Below are 21,713 nucleotides of genomic sequence, written 5' to 3' on the forward strand. Positions count from 1 at the left end.
CCGGTCAGAGGTCGCTGTCTCGCTGGCGTTTCAGCGCTGTGCTATCGTTGCGGCATCATTTCGCTACGATCCAAGAGAATCCCTGCATGAAGGTGTCTGTCTGGGCGACAGGGCGCGTAGTTGTCTGCAAGCACGCGTTGCTTGTCGGTCTGCTCTGGTTGTTGACGGGCGCGGCTGTCGCGCAGCCACAAGCGCCGACAGGTATGGCCGAACAACGGGCCAAATCTGTCACTCAGGTTGTTCTTGGCATTCTCAGCTACGCGCGCTGGCCGGTGGAGCCTGCGCAGTTGCGCCTGTGCATCGTCGGCCCGACCGAGTACACCGATGATCTGGTCAAAGGCACCACGCAAGCCACTGGCCGACCGGTTACCGTACGTCGCTTGTTGGCCGACAATCCGGCGATCGTCAGCGAATGTGATGCGGTGTACATCGGCAAACTCACCGCCGATGAACGCACTCGCTTGTTCGCTTCGCTGATCGGTCATCCGGTACTGAGCATCAGCGAAGGTGGCGATCAATGCACGGTCGGCAGCCTGTTCTGTCTGCGCGTTGGCGATGAGCAAGTGTCCTTCGAGGTCAATCTCGATTCCGTTGCCCGCAGCGGCGTGCGCATTCACCCCAGCGTGCTGCAATTGTCGCGTCGCAAACCGGCGGCGCCATGAACCTGTTCAGATCGAATAGCCGCCCAACGCTGGGCTCGGTCATTGGCCGAGGCCATTTGACGGTCGCGCTGGTGGGCGTGGCGATGGCCAGCGTTTCGCTGACGTTGCTCGGCGTACTGGCTTTACGGGTGTACGCCGATCACAACCTGCACTTGATCGCCCGTTCGATCAGCTACACCGTGGAAGCCGCGGTGGTGTTCAACGACAAGTCGGCCGCCAACGAATCGCTGGCGCTGATTGCTTCCACCGAAGAGGTCGCTGACGCCCAGGTGCTGGACAGTCAGGGACAACTGCTCGCGCATTGGCAACGCCCGGAAAACGGTTTGTTCTCTGAGCTGGAAATGCAGATCACCCGCGCCATCCTGGAAAAGCCCATCAGCCTGCCGATCGAGCATCAGGATCGTGAAATCGGTCGTGTGCTGCTCACCGGCCATGGTGGCAGCCTGATGCGCTTTCTGCTCAGCGGTCTGGCGGGGATCATCCTCTGCACCGCGATCAGCGCCTGGGTGGCGCTCTACCTGGCGCGTCGCCAGTTACGCGCGATCACCGGTCCTCTGCGCAGTCTGGCCAATGTGGCCCACGCCGCCCGCAGCGAACGAGCGCTGGATCGCCGCGTGCCGCCAGCGCAGATCGCCGAACTCGACAACCTCGGCAATGACTTCAACGCCTTGCTCGATGAACTGGAGTCGTGGCAAACCCATCTGCAAAACGAAAACGAAACCCTCGCTCACCAGGCCAGCCACGACAGCCTGACCGGTCTGCCGAACCGCGCCTTTTTTGAAGGGCGCTTGATCCGCGCGTTGCGCAATGCCGGCAAACACAATGAACGCGTTGCCGTTTTGTTTCTCGACAGCGACCGCTTCAAGGGGATCAACGACAACTTCGGTCACGCTGCGGGTGATGCTGTGCTGGTCGCCGTGGCCAATCGCATTCGCGCGCAATTGCGCGAAGAGGATCTGGTGGCGCGGCTGGGCGGTGACGAGTTCGCCGTGCTGCTCACGCCGCTGCACAAGGTCGAAGACGCCGAGCGCATTGCCGACAAGATCCTCGCCAGTATGGACATGCCCATCGCGCTGCCGGGCGACACCAGTGTCGTGACCTCGCTCAGTATCGGCATCGCGGTTTATCCCGATCATGGTGCCACGCCGGGCGCCTTGCTCGATGCTGCCGATGCGGCGATGTATCAAGCCAAGCGCCTGTCGCGCGGCGCCCAATTCACGGCCGGGGCGGAACTCCCGGTCGATTCCGTTCAAACCAGGAGCTGACTCTCGTGTTCCCACTGTCCATTCGATCTTTTTACGCTGTGCTGTTGATCGCCGTACTGGCCCTGACCGGTTGCCAGACCGCCCCGCAAAAAGGCCTGACCCCGGCGCAAGTCGCCGTTCTCAAACAACAGGGCTTTGAACTGACCGACGAGGGCTGGGAGTTTGGCCTGTCCGGCAAAGTGCTGTTTGGCAGCGACGTCGAAAGCCTGAACCCGCAAAGCACCGAGATCGTCGAACGCATCGGCAAGGCCCTGCTGGGTGTCGGCATCGAGCGCGTGCGGGTCGATGGCCACACCGACGCATCGGGCAAAGAGACGTACAACCAGCAACTGTCCCTGCGCCGTGCGAAAAGTGTCGCCAACGTGCTGGGCACGGTCGGCATGAAGCAAGAGAACATCCAGTTGCAAGGCCTGGGCAGCAAAGAGCCTGTAGCCTCCAACGATACGGCGGCCGGTCGCACGGAAAACCGCCGGGTGTCGATTGTGGTCAGCGCCGACTAGTCGGCGAACTGCATGTCGCCGGTCTGCCCCATCAGCAGCGCCTGATTGCGTTCGGTCACCTCACGGATGTAATCCCACAACAGGGTGATCCGCTTCAACTTCCGCAGATCCTCGCGGCAGTACATCCAGAACTGCCGGGTGATGTCGATGTCCTCCGGCAACACCGGCAGCAGGCGCGGATCCTGCGCGGCGAGGAAGCACGGCAGAATCGCCAGTGAGCGCCCTTGCTGCGCCGCGACGAACTGCGCGATCACGCTGGTGCTGCGCAAGTTGGCGCTGGCGCCCGGCAATACGTTCGCCAGGTACAGCAGCTCCGAGCTGAACGCCAGGTCATCCACATAACTGATGAATTGATGCTTGCTCAAGTCAGCCGGGCGGCGGATCGGTGGGTGTTTGTCGAGATATTCCTGAGTCGCATAGAGCTGCAAACGGTAGTCGCAGAGTTTGCAGCACACGTACGGCCCGTGCTCCGGGCGCTCCAGTGCAATGACGATGTCGGCCTCGCGCTTGGACAGGCTGATGAAGTGCGGCAGCGGCAGGATGTCCACCGAGATCGCCGGGTAAGCGTCGACGAAATGGCTCAGCTGCGGGGTGATGAAAAAACTGCCGAAACCTTCGGTGCAGCCCATGCGCACATGTCCAGAGAGTGCCACACCGGAGCCGGAGACTTGCTCGCAGGCCATGTGCAAGGTGCTTTCGATCGACTCGGCATAACCGAGCAAACGCTGGCCTTCGGTGGTCAGGACGAAGCCGCTGGTCCGCGACTTCTCGAACAGCAAAGTGCCCAATGCTGCTTCCAGCGAACTGATCCGCCGCGACACCGTGGTGTAGTCGACAGCCAGCCGTTTGGCGGCGGTACTGGCCTTGCGGGTGCGGGCGACTTCGAGGAAAAACTTGAGGTCGTCCCAGTTCAGCGAGCCTAGAGAGGTGATGTTTTTTTGCATGATGGACGGGCTTATATGTGCGTTCTTATTAGAAGTTTGCACATCTATACTCCAAAAACAGTCCGACAACCAATTCGTGACACACGCCTCATCTCAAGGCGAACCTTTCGCCTTGGCTCCTACGATAAAAACAAGTTTCGGAGACCAGCATGAACGCATCGCTTACGCCCAACGAAACCACGGTCCAGAAGGTCAAGCTGCTGATCAATGGCGAATGGGTCGAGTCGCAGACCACCGAATGGCACGACATCGTCAACCCGGCGACCCAGCAAGTGCTGGCCAAAGTGCCGTTTGCCACCGCCGCTGAAGTCGACGCCGCCGTCAGCGCCGCCCAGCGCGCCTTCCAGACCTGGAAACTGACCCCGATCGGCGCACGCATGCGCATCATGCTCAAGCTGCAAGCGCTGATCCGCGAGCATTCCAAACGCATTGCGGTAGTGCTGAGCGCCGAGCAAGGCAAAACCATTGCCGACGCCGAAGGCGATATTTTCCGTGGCCTGGAAGTGGTCGAGCACGCCTGCTCCATCGGCACGCTGCAAATGGGCGAGTTCGCCGAAAACGTCGCGGGTGGCGTTGATACTTACACCCTGCGTCAGCCGATCGGCGTGTGCGCTGGCATCACGCCGTTCAACTTCCCGGCGATGATTCCGCTGTGGATGTTCCCGATGGCCATCGCCTGCGGCAACACCTTCGTCTTGAAACCTTCGGAACAGGATCCGCTGTCGACCATGTTGCTGGTCGAGCTGGCAATTGAGGCTGGCGTTCCGGCCGGTGTGTTGAACGTTGTTCACGGCGGTAAAGACGTGGTCGATGGCCTGTGCACGCACAAGGACATCAAAGCGGTGTCCTTCGTCGGTTCGACCGCTGTCGGCACCCACGTTTACGACTTGGCCGGCAAACACGGCAAGCGCGTGCAATCGATGATGGGCGCGAAGAACCACGCTGTGGTGCTGGCCGATGCCAATCGCGAACAAGCGCTGAATGCGCTGGTCGGTGCCGGTTTCGGTGCGGCCGGGCAACGTTGCATGGCCACTTCGGTGGTAGTGCTGGTCGGCGCGGCGAAACAATGGCTGCCGGATCTGAAAGCGCTGGCGCAGAAACTCACCGTCAACGCCGGCAGCGAGCCGGGCACTGACGTCGGCCCGGTGATCTCGAAAAAAGCCAAAGCACGAATTCTCGATCTGATCGAAAGCGGCATCAAGGAAGGCGCCAAGCTGGAACTGGACGGTCGCGACATCAAGGTACCGGGTTACGAGCAAGGCAACTTTGTCGGCCCGACCCTGTTCTCGGGCGTGACCACCGACATGCAGATCTACACCCAGGAAATCTTCGGCCCGGTGCTGGTGGTACTGGAAGTCGACACCCTCGATCAGGCGATTGCGCTGGTCAACGCCAACCCGTTCGGCAATGGCACCGGCCTGTTCACCCAGAGCGGTGCGGCGGCGCGTAAATTCCAGACTGAAATCGACGTCGGCCAGGTCGGCATCAATATCCCGATTCCAGTGCCGGTGCCATTCTTCAGCTTCACCGGTTCGCGCGGTTCGAAACTCGGCGACCTCGGCCCGTACGGCAAGCAAGTGGTGCAGTTCTACACGCAGACCAAAACGGTCACCGCGCGCTGGTTCGATGACGACAGCGTCAACGACGGCGTGAACACCACCATCAACCTGCGCTGAGGAACTGCCATGAAAATCGCATTTATCGGTCTGGGCAACATGGGCGCGCCGATGGCGCGCAACCTGATCAAGGCTGGCCACTCGCTGAATCTGGTCGATCTGAACAAAGCCGTGCTGGCGGAACTGGAACAACTGGGCGGCAGCATTCGCGCTTCGGCCCGTGAAGCAGCCGAAGACGCCGAACTGGTCATCACCATGCTGCCGGCGGCGGTGCATGTGCGCAGTGTCTGGCTCGGTGAGGATGGTGTGCTGGCTGGCATTCGCCAAGGTGTGCCCGCGGTGGATTGCAGCACCATCGATCCGCAGACGGCCCGCGATGTAGCGGCCGCTGCGGCGAAACAAGGCGTGGCCATGGCTGATGCGCCGGTGTCCGGTGGCACTGGCGGCGCGACAGCCGGGACGTTGACCTTCATGGTCGGCGCCACCCCGGAACTGTTCGCCACGCTGCAACCGGTGCTGGCGCAGATGGGCCGCAACATCGTGCATTGCGGTGAAGTCGGCACCGGGCAGATCGCCAAGATCTGCAACAACCTGCTGCTGGCAATCTCGATGGTCGGCGTCAGTGAGGCGATGGCGCTGGGCGATGCACTGGGGATCGACACCTCGGTACTGGCCGGGATCATCAACAGTTCGACCGGGCGTTGCTGGAGTTCGGAGATGTACAACCCGTGGCCGGGAATTGTTGAAACCGCGCCGGCGTCCCGTGGTTATACCGGTGGGTTTGGTGCAGAACTGATGCTCAAGGATCTGGGGCTGGCGACGGAAGCGGCGCGTCAGGCGCATCAACCGGTGGTGCTCGGCGCGGTGGCGCAGCAGCTGTATCAGGCGATGAGTCAGCGTGGTGACGGCGGGAAGGATTTTTCGGCGATCATCAACAGCTATCGCAAGCCTGCAATAGAAGGGCAGCGCTGAACAAACTGTGGGAGCGAGCCTGCTCGCGATGACGGCGGTGGCTTCAACGAGGAAGTGACTGACCGTGCGCTTTCGCGAGCAGACTCGCTCCCACAGGGGATTTTTGGGTATCCGATATTGTTTGCCGGGAAATCACGTCGGGTGATTTCCCGGCTTTTTTGCATCAGGCAAACACGAAATATTTGCGCACGGTCTCGACCACTTCCCACGTGCCTTTCATGCCCGGTTCAACCACGAAGATATCGCCAGCACGCAGGTGAATCGGCGCCATGCCGTCCGGGGTGATCACGCAGTAGCCTTCCTGGAAATGGCAGTACTCCCACTTCACGTATTCAACGCGCCACTTACCCGGCGTGCAGATCCACGTGCCCATGATCTTGCTGCCGTCTTCGCTGGTGTAGGCGTTGAGGTTGACGGTGTGCGGGTCGCCTTCGAGTTTTTCCCATTTGCAGGCGTCGAGTACCGGCACCGGGTGGGTGTCGCGCAGAACGGTAATAGGGGCGGTCGCGGTCATGAGGACTCCGGGCTGTTGGCTATGAACTGAACTCGCACCCTATAGCGCTGCGCGCATGGACAGATGTCTGTGCTCGACATCCGGTTATCCATAAACGCTGCCGCTGTTCTACTGACAGGTGAGTAAACCCTCCGGCAAATTCATTTAACGGCAGTACTGATCTGGAACAACAGTTATGAAGTTATAACTATTTTACTTGTCCGGATTTTGTTTTTTGTACGTCTGTGCTGCTACGGCTTAGTTGCTCACGATATGCCGTCTTCTAGAGCGCGCGGACGCTCCACCATACCCCGTCTTTGTTAAGTAAATATGTCGTTCGACGGTGACGTTCCGCACCAATCAGGTGCGGCGATTGCGGGGTTTTTCAGACTTTTTCCAAGTTGTAAAAAAACCTTGAATAGTTCGTTGACTCTCCCCTTAAGGGCAGAGTTTAGATTTCCGCCGCGTGAGAAGTTGCTGTGGGAAAAGTTACTTTTCATAAGTCGAATTCATGAAGTAGCCACGACATATAGGGAGATAGAAATGAACAATCCATTGGACTTGGAACATGTCATTGCCAGCACTCGCGAGATCCTGGCACAGCTGTTGGTGATGGGCGCGGATGAGATCGATGAGGACGGCAGCATCGTCGAGGATCTGGGTGCCGATTCGCTGGACATCGTCGACTTGAGCTTCCAGCTGGGCCGACAGTATGGCTGCACACTGCCGAAAACCAGCGTGCTCGACCATGCGGTGGCGGTTTGCGGTGATGCCAGCGAGTTTCTCGCCAACGGTCGCATTACCGAAAGCGGCAAGCGTCTGCTTGAGCAAAGCCTCAGCGCCTACACCCCGGATCAGCTGAAGGCGGGCATGCAACCGGCTCAGGTGTTCGCCGCGACTACCGTGCGCAACTGGGCCAACCAGTGCCGCAATCTCTTCAACTACCTGCCGGCCACCTGCCCGGATTGCAACGCTCACCAAGCGGTTCTTAACGAGCGCCAACAAGTGGTCTGCGGCGCCTGCAGTGCGCGCCTTGTGCCGGCCGATGGTGATGAAGTGTCCCGTCAATTGGTTGAGCAGTTTGTGACCACTCACGCCAAAGAAGCGGTGTAGGAGTTCTCATGCGGGCACGAGAAGTCTATGTGAGCGGGTTCGGCCTGGTGGCGCCCATGGCGCTGGACGCTGCCACGTTGTTCGAGCGGATTTGCCGGAAGCAATCCTGTGTCCGCGAACATCCCCGGTTCAAGGCGCTGGGATTTCGCAACAGCGCTGCCGGGTTTATCGATGACGCGCAGTGGCAGCAGATCGGTGCCGGTTTCGGCGGTAACGCGGCGCTGCACCCGCGACAAAGTGTGCTGGCGGAGTACGTCGCCCGGCAGGCGTTGGAGCATGCCAGCCTGACACCGGCAGATTTTGCCCACAGTCGCAGCGGTCTGTTTCTGGGCGCCAACAAGTACTGTGCCGACAGCCACGACCTGCATCGTGTCAGCCGTTGCATGAATGAGGCGGGGCGCGTCGACCTCGACCGTCTGTTGGATCATCCGCCATCGCCCGGCGCGATCTTCAACAAACGAGTCGATCAACAAACACAACACCTGGCCGATCGGCTTGGTATCCGCGATCACATCTCGACCCATTCCGATGCCTGTGCCGCGGGCACCATGGCCATCGGCAGTGCTTACCGGGCCATCGAGCGCGGTGAGATCGATCTGGCCATTTGTGGTGCCGTCGAGTTGATGGCCAACGAATTGCCCTACTACATGTTCAACAGTCTCGGCGCGCTCTGTCAGGCCGACTTGCCGGCGAGCGAACAAAGCCGCCCGTTCATGCCTGACCGCAGTGGTTTTGTGCTCAGCGAGGGGGCGGCCATGGTCGTTCTCGAATCCGCTGAACACGCCCAACGACGCAAGGCTGCGCCATTGGGCCGGGTACTCGGTTACGCGAATGTCTGCGAGGCGCAGAAAATGACCTCCAGCAGCCGGGATGGCAGCAAATACGAGGAATGCATGGAAGCTGCAATCGAAGATGCGGGGCTGCTGCGCAGTGCCGTGCAACACGTCAACACCCACGGCACCTCCACCCAGGCCAACGACAGTTGTGAAGCGCTGGCCTTGCAGCGGTTGTTTGGCGGCTGCCAGGACTTCATGACCTTCACCGCCAACAAATCAGCCGTCGGCCATTCATTGGCCGGCAGCGGTGCAATCGAAGCCGTGCTGTCGCTGATGAGCCTGCGTGACGGTGTGCTGTTACCTACCTTGAATTACGACCCTGAACGTGCCGAATACCCATCGCTGAAGTTTCTGAGCGAGCCGCTTCGCCAGTCGATCAATGTGGTGATGTCCAACTCGTTCGGTTTCGGCGGTATCAACAGTTCGCTGGTTCTGGGAAGGGCATGACATGAACAGAGCCATCTATCTGCACGCCGCTGCTGTCCTGAACACGGCTGGCAGCGAATGTGCCGACTTGCTCGGCACACCGCGTTCTGCACAGCCACTGGCCTTTGATACGCGACGTCTGGCCTTTGCATTGCCGACGCCGCGTCTGGCGAGCGATTTGTTCGATCGCAAGATCCAGCGCAGCGTCGAGCCGCAGGGTTTGCGTCTACTGCATTGCGCAGCACGGCTGGCACCATCGCTGGCGGCGCTGCAATTGCCCGCCTCGCGCGTTGCGCTGACCGCGGCCATTCCCGAAGTCGACGCACCGAGCCCTTGTTGGGACGCGGTGCAGGCGATCATCGAACAGCCACACAAACAACTCGGCCAATTGTTGGCCAACACGCCGCCCTTGCATGCGCTGACCCTGCTCAACAGCAGCGTAATGGCGTATGTGGCCGAAGCGCTCGATTGCCACGGGCCCATGGGGGGCTTCTGTTCCCAGGACAACGCCGGGCTGGATGCGCTGATCGAAGCCAGCCAGCAGATTGGCGAGCGGCATGCCGACGCCGCGCTGGTGGTCAGCAGCAGCCCGAACCTGACACCGGCCCTGTACCTGCGCGAGCCGGATCAGGCGAACGAGCCGGTTTTCGGTGAGGGCGCCGCGGCGCTGTTGCTGGCGTCAACACCACCCGCGGATACGACACACGTCTTGCGCGTAGCCGGGTTCGCTCGGGGTTACAGCGCGGATCCGCAACGTTCTTTAGCCGTAGGCCAGCGCGTGATCGACCAAGCCTTGAGTCTGGAGAAACTGCGCGTGGGCGACGTCGAACAGGTGGTCGGCAATTGCGCTGACGGGCAGTTGATGAAGTTGCTCGAAGCCTTCCCGCGCGAGATTCGCAGTACCCGCGCCATGACCGGTGAACTGGGCGCCAGCGGCTTGCTGACTGAAGTAGCCCTGACCTTGCACCTCAGTCATGAGACGACAGCGACGCCAGGCTACACGCTGCTTGTCAGCCACACTCGCGCCGGTCACTGGGGCGCGTTGCTGTTGAGCAGTGAAACCATGGAGAAGCACGCATGAGTGCGACACGGATTGTGATCACCGGCATGGGCGCCGTCACCGGTTTCGGTTTCGAATGGCAGACCCTCTGGGAAAAAATGCTCGGCGCCGAACATTGCGTGCGGCCATGGCAGCCGGACGACCTGCAAGAGGCCTCGTTCGCGGTGCGTTATGCAGCGCCCGTCGACATGAGCCTGTTGCCGGAAAAACTGCACAGCCACGCGGCGTGGACCCTGCCACTGGAGAAACGCAGCCGCTTTGGCTGGGTGGCCGCCACGCAAGCCGTCAACGACAGTGGCCTGCAACCGGAGCAATTGCGCGGCGCAGCGGTTCTGTGTGCCTCTGGCGCGCCGCAACACATGCTCGCCGACATGCTCCTGACCGCCGCCCCGGATGGCGCTGCCCCGGGCTGGCAGCACTTGATGCCGCGTGCCGGGCAAGTAAATGCCGATGGCTCGCTGCGTCAGAGCAACGACCGGCTGGCGCGAGTAATCGCCGACGATCTGGGCTGCGAAGGCCCCGTGATCAATATCAGCAGTGCCTGTGCGGGTGCCTCCCAAGCGATCGGTAATGCCTTTCAGATGATCCGTCGTGGCGAAGTCAGCGTAGCGCTGGCCGGCGGGGCCGACTCGGTGCTCAATCTCGACACCATGGCTGCGCTGTACCTGCTCGGCGCCGCTTCGGGAGAGCAACGCTGGGGCGCCGACCTGTGTCGGCCGTTCGATCGTGACCGCAGCGGGCTGATCGCCGGCGAAGGCGGCGGTTTTGTCGTCATCGAAAGCCTGGAACACGCCTTGGCGCGGGGCGCGACACCCTATGCCGAAGTGCTGGGTTTCGGCAGCAGCCTGGACGCTTATAAAGTCACCGCACCACAACCCGAAGGACGCGGCGCGGCGCTGGCGATGCAGGCCGCACTCGACGACGCCGGGCTGCGCCCGCAGCAGATCGATCTGATCAACGCCCACGGCACCTCGACGCCGCTCAACGACGTGGCCGAAACCCTCGCGATCAAAAGTGTGTTTGCCGAGCACAAGCACTATCAAGCCTTGGCTGTCAGCGCCAACAAATCGCAGTTCGGTCACCTGATCGCGGCGGCCGGCGCACCCGAATGCATCGTCACCGCATTGGCCTGCCTGAACGATCTGGTCACGCCCACGGTGAACCTGCACGACGCCGACGAACAGTGTGATCTGGATTATTGCGCCGGTCAGGCCGTCAGTCGTCGCGTGGATTACGCACTGAGCAATTCTTTCGGTTTTGGCGGCCTCAACACCTCGCTGGCCCTTGGCAAATATCGGGAGCACGGACAATGAGCAATGCCTCTGCACGTATCGCCATCACCGGCAGCGGCTGTGTGTTGCCCACCGGCTGGGGTGTCGAGCGTTTCTGGTCGGCAGCCCGCGAAGGTCGCAGCGCGATCTCGGCCTTGCAGTCGCCGCTTTTCCACAGTGAGCGTGTCGTCGCGTTCGGTCACGTCGCTGAGGACGATCATCAACGCAGTCGCCAGGACGTTGCACAAAACCTCCAGCGTTATTGTCCGCCGGCAGTGATCTGGGGCGTCAGCGCCGTGCGTCAGGCACTGGCCGAGGCAGGGCTTGAGCCGGGCCGCGACGACGTACGTTTTGGTCTCTATTGCTGCCAGGGCGGTTACACCCATCCGTCGCTCGCTTCTTACGGCGAACTGTTGCATGAGTGTCAGACCGAGACCGGTGCCGACATGCAGCGTCTGGCCAAACGCGTATTGCAGGAGCGCGCGCTCGACCCGTTTCTGGTCCTCAAAAGCCTCAGCAACGGTTTGCTCGGGGTGGTCAGTCTGGCGTTGAAACTGGAGTGCGAAAGCAACGCTTACATGCAAGGCGTCGCCGGCAATCTGGCGGCGCTACGCGAGGCCTGCGCCGCGCTGCAAAGCGGTCGAGTGGATGCGGCGATTGTGGTTGGCGCCGGCAGTGAACTGGATCCGCTGGCGCTGGCCGCACTGGCCGAGGCTGGCGTAATCAGCACCGATGCTTCGCAAAGCCTGCGCGCCTTCGATCGCCAGGGCAGTGGTGGTATTGCCGGCGAAGGCGCGGCGGCGCTGGTACTGCGCCGCGCCGATGATCTGCCGGCAGGCCCGCAAACCTGCCTGACGGCGCTCTTCGCCCATCCGCGTCTGGACTCGCTGAACCTGCCGGACAAACAAGTGGATCTGCTGGTCAGCAGCGCCACTGGCGATCCGCACAAGGATGCCGATCTGGCTCGCACCCTGGCACGAACCGGCGCCGCACACATCACCAGCAGCACAGCACTGACCGGCATGCTCAGCGGTGCGCCGAGCCTGGTTGATCTGATCCTCGCCAGGCAGGCGTTGCAGGCGCAAAGCATCCCGCCGGTCAGTGGTCTGGAACAACCTGTGGATGCGCACCTGCCGTTCGTGATCGGCGGGCCGCGCGATGCCGTGCTGCACGATTGCCTGGTCATCAACCGCGACGACAACGGCTTCAGTGCCGGCTACCAACTCGAATTTCACGCGGCTGACTGACCGTCCGCACGCAACGAAACGCAGCTGATTTTTTACTCAAGGGATAGAACTGTCATGGATTACCGCGATTACGTACGGCCGAAATTCGTTGAATTGATGCAGGCTCTCGGCCTCGAATGTCAGTTCCACAGAGCGCTGGGCAGCAAACTGTTTTACCGCGATCGCCAGGGCGATGAAGTAACCGTCACCGACTTCCTCGGTGGTTATGGCGCCGCGCTGTATGGCCACAACGATCCGCAGTTTGTCGATCAACTCGTCGACCTGTTGCGTGCCGATGTCCCGTTCAACGCGCAGATGTCGGTGCGCGGTGCGGCCGGTCAATTGGGGCGCGAACTCAGTGAAGCGTTCAACCGTGAACTGAACAACAGCGAGCGCTACATTTCGACCTTCTCCAACAGTGGCGCCGAGTCGGTGGAGATCGCCGTCAAGCACGCCGAATACCGTCGTCAGAAAAACCTGCAGACGCAATTCGACGAGCGCGACTTCGCCCTCGCCAATCTGGTTGCCAGCGACAAGGCTTATGTCGAGCTGGACATCGACGATCTCGATTTGCCAGCCGGTCTGCTGCCGCAGAATCTGTCCTGCGTCACCGTGCGCCAAGTGGCCGAAGCGGTGCGTCAGCACAACCTGGCGCAGCTGCATGTCGAGCCGGTGTTCCTGGCTGTGCGCGGCAGCTTCCACGGCAAACTGGTGAACACCGTTCAGTTGACCTATGGCAAGCAGTACCGCAAACCGTTCGCCCGTTTCGGCCTCAACGTCGAGTTCATCGACCCGCAGCAACCTCAGCAATTGCAAGAGCTGCCGGCCCGTCACGTGCGTCACTGGCTGAGCCTGGAATGGAGCGGCGAAACCCTGCAAGTGCGCCGCGAAGCATTCAGCGCGATCACGGCGGTATTGCTCGAGCCGATTCAGGGCGAGGGTGGCATCAACGAGTTCGCCAATGAGTTTTATCTGGGCCTGCGGCGTCTGTGCAACGAACAGCAATGCCCGCTGATCATCGACGAAGTGCAATCGGGCTTCGGCCGCACCGGCACTTTGCTGGGTGCCAGCCATTTCAACTTGCAGGGCGATTACTACTGCCTGTCGAAAGCGCTGGGCGGTGGCTTGATGAAGATTGCTGCGACGGTGATTCGCGCCAGCCACTACGAAAACGATTTCAGCTACATCCACAGCTCGACCTTTGCCGAAGACGATGCGTCTTGCCATATCGCTCTGTCGGCCTTGCGCCGTCTGTTCGAGAACGACAGCGCGATGCTCAAGGACGTGAACAAGAAGGGCGAATACCTCAAGTCTTCGCTGCTGGAACTCAAAGCAGCCTACCCGGACGTGATCGCCGACGTGCGTGGTCGCGGCTTGCTGCTGGGCTTCGAACTGCACGACCTGACCGGCACCAGCTCACTGGTTCAGGCCTCGGCGCAGTACAACGATGCGCTGGGCTACATCATCGCCGGCTACCTGCTGCAATTCGAATCCCTGCGCGTGGCGCCGTCCGGCAGCAACGCCAATGTGATTCGTCTGGAACCGCCGGTGTGCATCACCTTTGCGGAAATTGACGGTTTGATCGGTTCTTTGCAGAAAGTCTGCGACATGCTGCGTCGGCGTGATGCGTTTCCGCTGGCGGCCGGTGTGTGCGCCGACAGCATCGCGCAGGTGCCGGCTCGTGAGGTCAGCTTCAAGGAGGACGAAAGCCTCCCAAAGTCTGACGAGAACGTGCGTGTGGTGGCGCGCGTGGCGTTCATCAACCATTTGATTGATTCGGACATGCTCAGCGACGTCGATCCTTCACTGTCGACCCTCAGCGCTGAACAGAAACGTGAGTTCATCAAGCGCATGGCGCCCGAGCGCCGTGCCGCGCCAATCGGCCCGGTGCAGATCCGCTCGAAACTCGGCACTGCCGTGGAATTCACCCTGTACCCGCTGTGCATGGATTCCGATGCCATGGCGGCGTATATCGCCAGCGGTGATCTGCAAACCATCCGCGAAGAAGTCGGCAACCGTATCAAGGATGCCCGCGCCGATGGTTACAGCGTCGCCGGGCTGGGTATGTACACCTCGATCGTCACCAACAACTGCCAGGCCTTGCAGATTCCTGACATGGCGCTGACCTCCGGTAACGCCCTGACCATCGGCATGGGGCTGGAAGCCATCGAACAGGGCTGCAAGCAGCAAGGTCTGGAACTGAGCGAGCAAACCGCTGCGGTGGTCGGTGCGGCGGGCAACATCGCCTCGACCTATGCCTCGTTGTTATCGACCAGCGTCGAGCACCTGATCCTCATCGGCAGCGGCCGCGACGGCTCCCTGCGTCGTCTGGAAAAAACCGCTCAACAGATTTACGCCGAAGCCGCCCGCGCGATCCTCAAGGGTGTCGCCGAGCACGATCGTCTTGCCCGTCGCTTGCAGCAAATCGACGGTATTGATGCGCTGTTGCAGGCCCACGGCAGCAGTGCCGATCTGGGGCAGCGTGTGGCGAAACTGGTTGAAGAACGCTTGGGCGCAAACGCTTTCATCACCGTCAGCAACGATCTTGATGTGCTGAAACAGGCGCGCATCGTGCTCTGCGCGGCTAACGCACCGCAGCCGTTTCTTTTCGCGGAGCACTTCGCCGAAAACAGCGTGATCTGCGACATCGCCGTACCGCTGAACGTTGACCAGAACCTCGCCAGCCAACGCTCCGACGTGCTCTACATGCACGGCGGCATCGTGCAGACGCCGCTGGGCGATGGCCTGGTGAAAAACGTTCGCGCCTATCTCAAGCAAGGTCAGTTGTACGCGTGCATGGCCGAGTCGGTGCTGATGGGCCTGTCCGGGATGAAACAGCACTACTCCTATGGCGACATCAGTCGTGAGCAGGTGCAGCAGATTCGTGCACTGGCGGCGACTCACGGCTTCAGCCTCGCCCAGTTCAAAACCGACAACTCGCTCTAAGGAACGGTCATGCCGAATAAAGTAGCAGTGGTGACCGGTGGCAGTCGCGGCATCGGTCGGGCGATTGTCCAGACCCTGGCCGGGGCGGGTTATCAGATCGCGTTCAGTTACGTGCGCGATGAAGTCGCGGCGATGGCCTTGCGCGATGAGGTTCAGGCGTCGGGCATCGATTGCCTGGCATTGCAGTGCGATGTCAGCAACGGCGACAGCATCAAGGCGTTTTTCGAACGGGTCGATCAGCATTTCCAGCGTATCGATCTGTTGGTCAATAACGCCGGCATCACCCGCGATGGTTTGCTGGCGACGATGTCGGCGCGGGACCTGGTCGAGGTGATCCAGACCAACCTGATCGGCACGATGCTCTGCTGTCAGCAGGTGGTGCCGGGCATGTTGCGTCAGCGCAGCGGTTGCATCGTCAACATCAGTTCGGTGGCGGCGCAGAAGCCCGGCAAAGGCCAAAGCAACTATGCCGCTGCCAAGGGCGGGGTCGAATCGTTGACCCGTGCCTTGGCGGTGGAGCTGGCGCCGCGCAACATTCGCGTCAACGCGGTCGCCCCGGGCATCGTCAAGACCGAGATGAGTACCGCGCTGATCGGCAGTCAGGAAGAAGAAATCCAGTCGCGTCTGCTGATCAAACGCTACGCGGAACCGCAAGAAATTGCCGAAGCGGTGCTGTACCTTGCCGATCGCGGTTTGTACCTGACCGGGGAGGTCCTGTCGGTCAACGGCGGGTTGAAAATGCCATGAGCCGGACCATTCTGATCACCGGTGCGGCCAAAGGCATCGGCCGCGCGGTCGCCGAGAATTTCGCCGCCGACGCCGACAATCGCTTGATCCTGCTGGATCTCGATCTGGCCGAACTGCAACGCTGGGTCGATGAGCAACAGGAGCAGATCCAGGCGCGAGTCGAAACCCATGCAGCAAACATTGCCGACCTGCCGGCCATGCAAGCGTTCTTTAAAAACCTCGGTTCGCAAGTCGAATACGTTGATGTGCTGGTCAACAGCGCCGGCATCTGCAACGAGAACGAGCCGGAGGATCTGCACAACTGGCACAAGGTGATTTCGGTCAACCTCAACGGCACGTACTACGTGACCTCGTTGTGTCTGGCGCTGATTCCCGACCGTGGGCGGATCATCAACATGTCGTCGATCCTCGGCCGTGCCGGCAAGGTGCGCAACACCGCGTACTGCGCGTCCAAGCACGGCATCGTCGGCATGACCAAGGCGCTGGCGCTGGATCTCGCTTCGCGGCAGATCACCGTCAATGCGATTCTGCCGGCGTGGATCGATACGCCGATGTTGCAGGGTGAACTGGCGACGCAAGCAGCGATTGCCGGGTTGACTCAGGAACAGATCGTGCGCAACGCGAAGAAGAAACTGCCGATGCGCCGTTTCATCCAGAGCGAAGAAGTGGCGGCGATGGTGCGTTACCTGGCCAGCCCCGAGGCTGGCGGGGTGACCGCGCAGAGTCTGGTGATCGATGGCGGTGTCGGGTTGGGAATGTAGCGATGCCTCGATTTCACAACAGTCACATCGTGGGTGCGGTGTGGGCGTGCATGGCTGCGCCCACCGCGATGGCCGAATTTACCGTCGCTGATCTCAAGCCCGATTACGCCGACGGTGAAGTCGGCGTGGCCACGGCCATGCGCCTGCACGGCGACGATCAGGTCACGCAAAAAGCCGTGTATTTCAAAGCCAACCTGGAAGACAACTGGGAGGGCGGTTACTACAAGGCCAAGGGCCGCGTGCGTTACGACGCGCGCTACGACGGCAACAATCCGTACAGCGAACGGGCACGCGACAAATACCGTTTCGACGCCGATTGGCGGCACCTCTACGTCGGCCATTCGCTGGGTGACGGCGAAGTGACGGTGGGCTGGCAGCAAGTGGTCTGGGGCCGCGCGGATGAATTGCGCGTGCTCGATCAGATCAACCCGCTGGACTATCGCGATGGCCTGACGCCGCTGCTCGAAGACAGTCGCATCGCAGTGCCCATGGTGCGTTTTGCGCAACCGCTGGGCGAGTGGGAACTGGAAGCGCTGTGGATCACCGACTTCGTGAAAAACCGGGCGCCGGTTGAGGGCAGTGAATTTGCCGCGCCACTGTTTGCCGCGCCGGACCCGCAGTATTTCCTGCTCGACTCCAAGCCCGGCTATGACGGCGACAAGGGCTATTCCTATGGCCTGAGCGCCAACGGCCGGATCGGTGCGGTGGACACCAGTTTTGTTGCCTTGAGCGCCCGTCAGCAAGACCCGGTGTACGCCGTCGAAGGCCTCGCCGATGACGGTCGTACGCGACTGGAACGGCAGTTTCCCCGTTACACCATGGGCGGTGCCGGGCTGGCGATCGACGCCGGGCACAGCATCGTGGTGCGCAGCGAGGTCGCGTATTTCGACAACTGGCGAGTGACCAATCCGACGCGTGCATACGGCGCCGACAGCACGCCCATGGTCAAGTCGCTGCTGGGCGTCGACTACCTGCTGCGCGACTGGCTGATCTCTGCGCAGTGGCAGGAGCAGGTGTTGCTCGACTGGCAGGACGGCATGTTGCAGGACAAGCGCGAACCGCTGTTCACCCTGTCGGCCGAAGGCACTCATTGGCAGGACCGCCTCAAGAGTCGTCTGGTGGTCGCTGGCTCACCGCCGTTTCAGGACGACGCCTTGCTGCAAGGCATCTTCACCTACAAGCCGGTCGACTACATCAAGCTCGGCCTGGAAGTCGACGTGTTCTTCGGCAAGCCCGAGAAGACTTTCGGCGAGTACAGCAAGCGCGATCAAGTGCGGCTGTCGGCCGGCTATCTGTTCTGACCCATCACGCCTGCCGCGCGCGCGCAGGTGCATTCATCCAACGAAAAGGAAGTTGTTATGTTGCCGTTTTTGAAAAGTCTGACCACCGCCGCACTGATCCTCGGTAGCGCCTGCGCCAGTGCCGCCGAGGCTGGCAATGCCGATGAGATCATCCGTCAGGTACGCGATCGCAATGACGGGAACAGCTTCATGTCCCAGGTTTCGCTGATCCTGCATGACAAGAAAGGCAATACCCGCGTTCGCGAGTTCACCTACCTGCAAAAGGATTACCCGGACAGCGACAAATTCAGCATGTACTTTTCCGCGCCGACTGATGTGCGTGACGTTGCCTTCCACATCGAAAACCCGCACGAAACCCTCGGCCTGGAAGACAGCCAGTGGATGTACCTGCCGGTCAGTCGCCAGACCCGCCGCATCTCCACCACCGACAAGCGCGGCTCGTTCATGGGCAGTGAGTACTCGTATGCCGATCTGGACAAGATCCGCGTCAAAGACTACTCGCAGAAACTCGTCGGCGAAGAACAGATCAAGGGCCGCGACTGCTACGTGATCGAGCGCGAACCAGCCTCCCCCGAGGTGCTGGCCAAGACCGGTTACAACAAGCTGAAGGTGTGGATCGACAAGCAGAATTTCCTGGTCATGCGTCAGGATTTCTTCGACGTCAAAGGTGTGCTGATCAAGCAGATGCGCACGCAGAAAGTCGCGACCATCGATTCGATCGACAGCATTGTGCTCAGTGAAACCGAGCACTTCATCGACGGCACGCGCTCGGAAATGCGCTTCAACCAGTTGCAGTACAACGTCTCGCTGGAAGATCGCCTCTTCACCCAGACCGCCATCAAACGCGGGCTGAAAACCGGTGACCTGCCGGAATTTGCCGTGTCTGCCCGCTAAGCGCCGACCCCGACGACCTGGAACCGCATGATCATGGAAAGATATCTGAATTTCGTCGAGCGCTATGCGCGGGCGATTGTTTTCCTGCTGGTGGCGATTACGGCGTATTTCACTTATACGCTGGGCGCGCTGGTGTCCGACACCAACCCTTACCTGCTCAAGGAAAGCCACCCGGCGCGCAAGACCATCATCGATTTGCAGGGTGAATTCACCGGCACGTTCGACTCGGTCATGGTGGCGCTGAACAACCCGCAAACGGTGTTCAACAAATCGACGCTCAACGCGCTGTTTTCGATGTCGCAATCAGTGCGCAAGATGATTCTGGCCAACGATGCCGATAAGGATCAGCTGGCGCAGATCGTTGCCCGGCACCCGGACGACAGCCGTGCGCAGTTGTTGACCCGGGACATTCTCGACGGCGGTTTTTCGCAGAACGATTACGCCAACGCCAAGGCCTTGCGTGATCATGCCCAGAGTCAGAACTGGGATTCCCATGATCAGCTGTTCCTGTCCTTTCTCGCCGAGCGGATCAACCCGATCCGCGAAATGGCCTCGATGGGCGACCTGGAAAACATCGTCCTGACCGACGACGGTGAGCTGTTGATCCACAAAACCCTGAATGCCTATGACATGGACCCGGCAGTGGTCGAGTCGCAGATCATGGGCAACGAATTGATGGTCGACGGGGTGGTTTCCAAAGACAAGAAAGTCGCGATGCTGGTGGCTGAGCTCGGCACCAAGCAGGACGACGCTCAGGCGCAATTGCGCGCCTATCAGATCGTGCGCGGCATCGTCGCGCAATATCAGGCTGAACACCCGGAGTACAAGGACGAAATCTTCATCGCCGGCATGCCGATCTTCATCGCCGCGCAGCAGGAAATCATCGATCACGACCTGGCCGTGCTGTTCCCGATTGTGTTTTTGCTGATTACCTTGCTACTGATTTTCTTCTTCCGCAAACCACTGGGCGTGCTGCTGCCGCTGTTCAATATTCTGTTCTGCACCATCTGGACGTTGGGGCTGATGGCGCTATTGCGCGTGCCGTTCGACCTGCTGACCAGTGTGCTGCCGGTGTTCCTGTTCACCATTTGCTGCTCCGATGCGATCCACGTGATGGCTGAATATTACGAGCAGAAAAACGCCGGCAAGAGCAATCGCGAGGCCAACCGCGAAACCCAGCGCTTGATGGTGGTGCCGGTGGTGTTGACGACCGTGACGACCATCGCCACGTTCATGATTTCCACCACCAACAACATTGTCAGCATCCGTAATTTCGGCGTGTTCATGTCGATCGGTCTGACCGCGGCGCTGATCATTTCGCTGTTGCTGATTCCGGCGTGGATTTCCATCTGGGGCAAGGATCAGCCGCAGCAAGCCAAGGCTGTGGTGCACCAGGAATCGATCATCTCGCGCTATCTGGTGGCGTTCTGTGCCTGGATGATCCGCTTTCGCAAACCGATCCTGATGGTCATGCTGCCGCTGCTGGCACTGGCCACGGTGTTCACGTTCCGCGTCGATATCGAAGACTCCGGCATCGCCTACTTCAAGCCGGAAAGCCACATTCGCGTGTCCGATCAGTTCATCAACCACGCCAAAGTGGCGGGGACGGCGCCGGGCTGGATCGCCATCGACAGCAAAGAACCACGCGGCGTGCTGACCACCGAAGTGGTGCAGTTCATCGACAAGCTCGACCACTTCATCAAACAGCAACCGAACGTCAGTTACGGCTATTCCCTGGCCACGTACGTCAAGCGTATGAACCTGGTGCTCAACGACATGAACCCGGATTATCTGCGGGTGCCGAATGCCGTGGAGAAGGTCACGTCAGTCAATGACGACGGGCAGGTCGAGCGTTTTGAAGTACCGGGCAATTCGCTGATCGAGCAGCACGTGATGCTGTTCGAAAACGGTGGCGGTTCGGACCTGAACAACGTGCTCAACGCCGATTTCTCCAAGGCCTTGACCCTGTACACCATGACCTCGTCGGTCGCCAGCGACTATCAGGGCATGCTCGACCGCCTCGATGCCTGGCTGCTGATCAACAAACCGGCGAACCTGGAGGTGACCCACGCCGGCACGCCGTTGATCTGGACGGGCGTACTGCAGGAAATCACTCAGGGCCAGGTGCTGAGTTTTTCCCTGGCCTTGCTGGTCGTTACGCTGATGATGATGTACTGGCTCAAATCGGTGCGCCTCGGGGTGCTCGGCATGCTGACCTTGCTGACCACCTCGGTGACGGTCTACGGCTTTATGTTCCTGTTCGGCATCGAGCTGAACATCGGCACGACGCTGGTGACGTTCCTGGTGGTCGGTGTGGTCGATTACGCAGTGCACCTGCTGTCGCGCATCAAGTTGCTGGTGCAGCAGGGAATCGAGATCGACGCGGCTATTTTGCAGGCGATGCACAGCGTCGGCCGTTCGACGGTGATCAACGTGGTGATCTTCTCGGTAGGCTTCATGGCGCTGCTGTTTTCCGACTTCAAACCGATTGTCGATCTGGGCGCACTGGTGGCGATGGCGCTGTTTTCCAGCGGGGTCATGACCATTGTCCTGGTGACGCTGGTATCGCCGTGGTTCTTTGCGGCGATTGCGCCGGTGCATGCGCCGGTTCAAGCGCTGCGCACAGAAGGGGAGGTGGTACCGGGCTGACTCGCCAACGACCGGGCGCGCCTGCCCTGAG

At 60.7% G+C, this 21,713-nt stretch carries 18 protein-coding genes; 16 read left to right on the top strand and 2 right to left on the bottom strand.

All coding sequences use genetic code 11. The features are described 5' to 3' along the window. Positions 1–86: 86 nt before the first annotated feature. Genes CCX46_RS03610 through CCX46_RS03620 form a run of 3 tightly spaced genes read left to right on the top strand, consistent with a single transcriptional unit; the run spans position 87 to position 2,427 of the window. The gene (locus CCX46_RS03610; RefSeq protein WP_127925734.1) at positions 87–662 is read left to right on the top strand and encodes a YfiR family protein; all 576 of its coding nucleotides are present in this window, start codon (positions 87–89) and stop codon (positions 660–662) included. Next, entirely contained in the window at positions 659–1,927 is a 1,269-nt protein-coding gene (locus CCX46_RS03615; protein ID WP_127925735.1) for a diguanylate cyclase domain-containing protein, read from the top strand. Before CCX46_RS03610 ends, CCX46_RS03615 begins: the two co-directional genes overlap by 4 nt. 5 nt (positions 1,928–1,932) lie before the next feature. Further along, positions 1,933–2,427 carry an OmpA family protein gene (locus CCX46_RS03620; protein WP_127925736.1) on the top strand — a complete coding sequence of 165 codons (495 nt, stop codon included), beginning with the start codon at positions 1,933–1,935 and terminating at the stop codon, positions 2,425–2,427. Here CCX46_RS03620 and CCX46_RS03625 read toward each other — a convergent pair. Beyond that, positions 2,424–3,371 carry a LysR family transcriptional regulator gene (locus tag CCX46_RS03625; protein WP_127930351.1) on the bottom strand — a complete coding sequence of 316 codons (948 nt, stop codon included), beginning with the start codon at positions 3,369–3,371 and terminating at the stop codon, positions 2,424–2,426. The two genes, CCX46_RS03620 and CCX46_RS03625, sit on opposite strands and share 4 nt — an antisense overlap. 149 nt (positions 3,372–3,520) lie before the next feature. Between CCX46_RS03625 and CCX46_RS03630 the strand changes: the two genes are divergently transcribed. Beyond that, on the top strand, positions 3,521–5,047 hold the full coding sequence (locus CCX46_RS03630) for a CoA-acylating methylmalonate-semialdehyde dehydrogenase (protein ID WP_127925737.1): 1,527 nt from the start codon (positions 3,521–3,523) through the stop codon (positions 5,045–5,047). 9 nt (positions 5,048–5,056) lie between these two features. Further along, on the top strand, positions 5,057–5,959 hold the full coding sequence (gene mmsB, locus CCX46_RS03635; RefSeq protein ID WP_127925738.1) for a 3-hydroxyisobutyrate dehydrogenase: 903 nt from the start codon (positions 5,057–5,059) through the stop codon (positions 5,957–5,959). Positions 5,960–6,122: 163 nt separating this feature from the next. Here the strand turns inward: mmsB and CCX46_RS03640 are convergent, their stop codons facing one another. Continuing rightward, positions 6,123–6,473 (bottom strand): cupin domain-containing protein, encoded by a 351-nt coding sequence (locus CCX46_RS03640; RefSeq protein WP_127925739.1) that lies wholly within the window; start codon positions 6,471–6,473, stop codon positions 6,123–6,125. 522 nt (positions 6,474–6,995) lie between these two features. Here CCX46_RS03640 and CCX46_RS03645 point away from each other — a divergent pair. Genes CCX46_RS03645 through CCX46_RS03695 form a run of 11 tightly spaced genes read left to right on the top strand, consistent with a single transcriptional unit; the run spans position 6,996 to position 21,682 of the window. Beyond that, positions 6,996–7,565 carry an acyl carrier protein gene (locus tag CCX46_RS03645; protein WP_127925740.1) on the top strand — a complete coding sequence of 190 codons (570 nt, stop codon included), beginning with the start codon at positions 6,996–6,998 and terminating at the stop codon, positions 7,563–7,565. Positions 7,566–7,573: 8 nt separating this feature from the next. After that, a complete protein-coding gene (locus CCX46_RS03650; RefSeq protein ID WP_127925741.1) occupies positions 7,574–8,848 on the top strand; it encodes a beta-ketoacyl-[acyl-carrier-protein] synthase family protein in 1,275 nt (424 codons plus the stop codon). Position 8,849: 1 nt separating this feature from the next. Next, positions 8,850–9,908, top strand: a complete 1,059-nt coding sequence (locus CCX46_RS03655; RefSeq protein WP_127925742.1) for a beta-ketoacyl synthase — start codon at positions 8,850–8,852, stop codon at positions 9,906–9,908. Then, the gene (locus tag CCX46_RS03660) at positions 9,905–11,200 is read left to right on the top strand and encodes a beta-ketoacyl-[acyl-carrier-protein] synthase family protein (protein WP_127925743.1); all 1,296 of its coding nucleotides are present in this window, start codon (positions 9,905–9,907) and stop codon (positions 11,198–11,200) included. The genes CCX46_RS03655 and CCX46_RS03660 overlap by 4 nt, the downstream gene beginning before the upstream one ends. Then, the gene (locus CCX46_RS03665) at positions 11,197–12,405 is read left to right on the top strand and encodes a beta-ketoacyl synthase N-terminal-like domain-containing protein (RefSeq protein WP_127925744.1); all 1,209 of its coding nucleotides are present in this window, start codon (positions 11,197–11,199) and stop codon (positions 12,403–12,405) included. The genes CCX46_RS03660 and CCX46_RS03665 overlap by 4 nt, the downstream gene beginning before the upstream one ends. Positions 12,406–12,459: 54 nt before the next feature. Then, positions 12,460–15,330, top strand: coding sequence for an aminotransferase class III-fold pyridoxal phosphate-dependent enzyme (locus CCX46_RS03670; protein WP_127925745.1), 2,871 nt, complete (start codon positions 12,460–12,462; stop codon positions 15,328–15,330). Between the two features lie 9 nt (positions 15,331–15,339). After that, positions 15,340–16,077: a 3-oxoacyl-ACP reductase family protein gene (locus CCX46_RS03675; RefSeq protein ID WP_127925746.1), complete on the top strand. Its 738-nt coding sequence runs from the start codon at positions 15,340–15,342 to the stop codon at positions 16,075–16,077. Then, complete coding sequence (locus tag CCX46_RS03680) at positions 16,074–16,838, top strand: SDR family NAD(P)-dependent oxidoreductase (RefSeq protein ID WP_127925747.1); 765 nt, start codon at positions 16,074–16,076, stop codon at positions 16,836–16,838. Before CCX46_RS03675 ends, CCX46_RS03680 begins: the two co-directional genes overlap by 4 nt. A gap of 2 nt (positions 16,839–16,840) precedes the next feature. Further along, entirely contained in the window at positions 16,841–18,139 is a 1,299-nt protein-coding gene (locus tag CCX46_RS03685; protein ID WP_127925748.1) for a DUF1302 family protein, read from the top strand. A gap of 57 nt (positions 18,140–18,196) precedes the next feature. Next, complete coding sequence (locus tag CCX46_RS03690; protein ID WP_095119577.1) at positions 18,197–19,033, top strand: outer membrane lipoprotein-sorting protein; 837 nt, start codon at positions 18,197–18,199, stop codon at positions 19,031–19,033. Positions 19,034–19,066: 33 nt separating this feature from the next. Next, positions 19,067–21,682, top strand: a complete 2,616-nt coding sequence (locus CCX46_RS03695) for an efflux RND transporter permease subunit (RefSeq protein WP_127925749.1) — start codon at positions 19,067–19,069, stop codon at positions 21,680–21,682. The last annotated feature ends 31 nt before the right edge of the window (positions 21,683–21,713 follow it).

This window comes from Pseudomonas sp. RU47, assembly GCF_004011755.1.
Taxonomy (GTDB): domain Bacteria; phylum Pseudomonadota; class Gammaproteobacteria; order Pseudomonadales; family Pseudomonadaceae; genus Aquipseudomonas.

Excerpts from the sequence above, each read along its gene's own strand:
- CCX46_RS03615 (WP_127925735.1), top strand. The coding sequence starts at position 659 with ATGAACCTGTTCAGATCGAATAGCCGCCCAACGCTGGGCTCGGTCATT.
- CCX46_RS03640 (WP_127925739.1), bottom strand. The coding sequence starts at position 6,473 with ATGACCGCGACCGCCCCTATTACCGTTCTGCGCGACACCCACCCGGTG.
- CCX46_RS03670 (WP_127925745.1), top strand. The coding sequence starts at position 12,460 with ATGGATTACCGCGATTACGTACGGCCGAAATTCGTTGAATTGATGCAG.
- CCX46_RS03690 (WP_095119577.1), top strand. The coding sequence starts at position 18,197 with ATGTTGCCGTTTTTGAAAAGTCTGACCACCGCCGCACTGATCCTCGGT.
- CCX46_RS03665 (WP_127925744.1), top strand. The coding sequence starts at position 11,197 with ATGAGCAATGCCTCTGCACGTATCGCCATCACCGGCAGCGGCTGTGTG.
- CCX46_RS03650 (WP_127925741.1), top strand. The coding sequence starts at position 7,574 with ATGCGGGCACGAGAAGTCTATGTGAGCGGGTTCGGCCTGGTGGCGCCC.
- CCX46_RS03695 (WP_127925749.1), top strand. The coding sequence starts at position 19,067 with ATGGAAAGATATCTGAATTTCGTCGAGCGCTATGCGCGGGCGATTGTT.
- CCX46_RS03630 (WP_127925737.1), top strand. The coding sequence starts at position 3,521 with ATGAACGCATCGCTTACGCCCAACGAAACCACGGTCCAGAAGGTCAAG.
- CCX46_RS03610 (WP_127925734.1), top strand. The coding sequence starts at position 87 with ATGAAGGTGTCTGTCTGGGCGACAGGGCGCGTAGTTGTCTGCAAGCAC.
- CCX46_RS03625 (WP_127930351.1), bottom strand. The coding sequence starts at position 3,371 with ATGCAAAAAAACATCACCTCTCTAGGCTCGCTGAACTGGGACGACCTC.
- CCX46_RS03685 (WP_127925748.1), top strand. The coding sequence starts at position 16,841 with ATGCCTCGATTTCACAACAGTCACATCGTGGGTGCGGTGTGGGCGTGC.
- CCX46_RS03675 (WP_127925746.1), top strand. The coding sequence starts at position 15,340 with ATGCCGAATAAAGTAGCAGTGGTGACCGGTGGCAGTCGCGGCATCGGT.
- CCX46_RS03680 (WP_127925747.1), top strand. The coding sequence starts at position 16,074 with ATGAGCCGGACCATTCTGATCACCGGTGCGGCCAAAGGCATCGGCCGC.
- mmsB (WP_127925738.1), top strand. The coding sequence starts at position 5,057 with ATGAAAATCGCATTTATCGGTCTGGGCAACATGGGCGCGCCGATGGCG.
- CCX46_RS03655 (WP_127925742.1), top strand. The coding sequence starts at position 8,850 with ATGAACAGAGCCATCTATCTGCACGCCGCTGCTGTCCTGAACACGGCT.
- CCX46_RS03645 (WP_127925740.1), top strand. The coding sequence starts at position 6,996 with ATGAACAATCCATTGGACTTGGAACATGTCATTGCCAGCACTCGCGAG.
- CCX46_RS03660 (WP_127925743.1), top strand. The coding sequence starts at position 9,905 with ATGAGTGCGACACGGATTGTGATCACCGGCATGGGCGCCGTCACCGGT.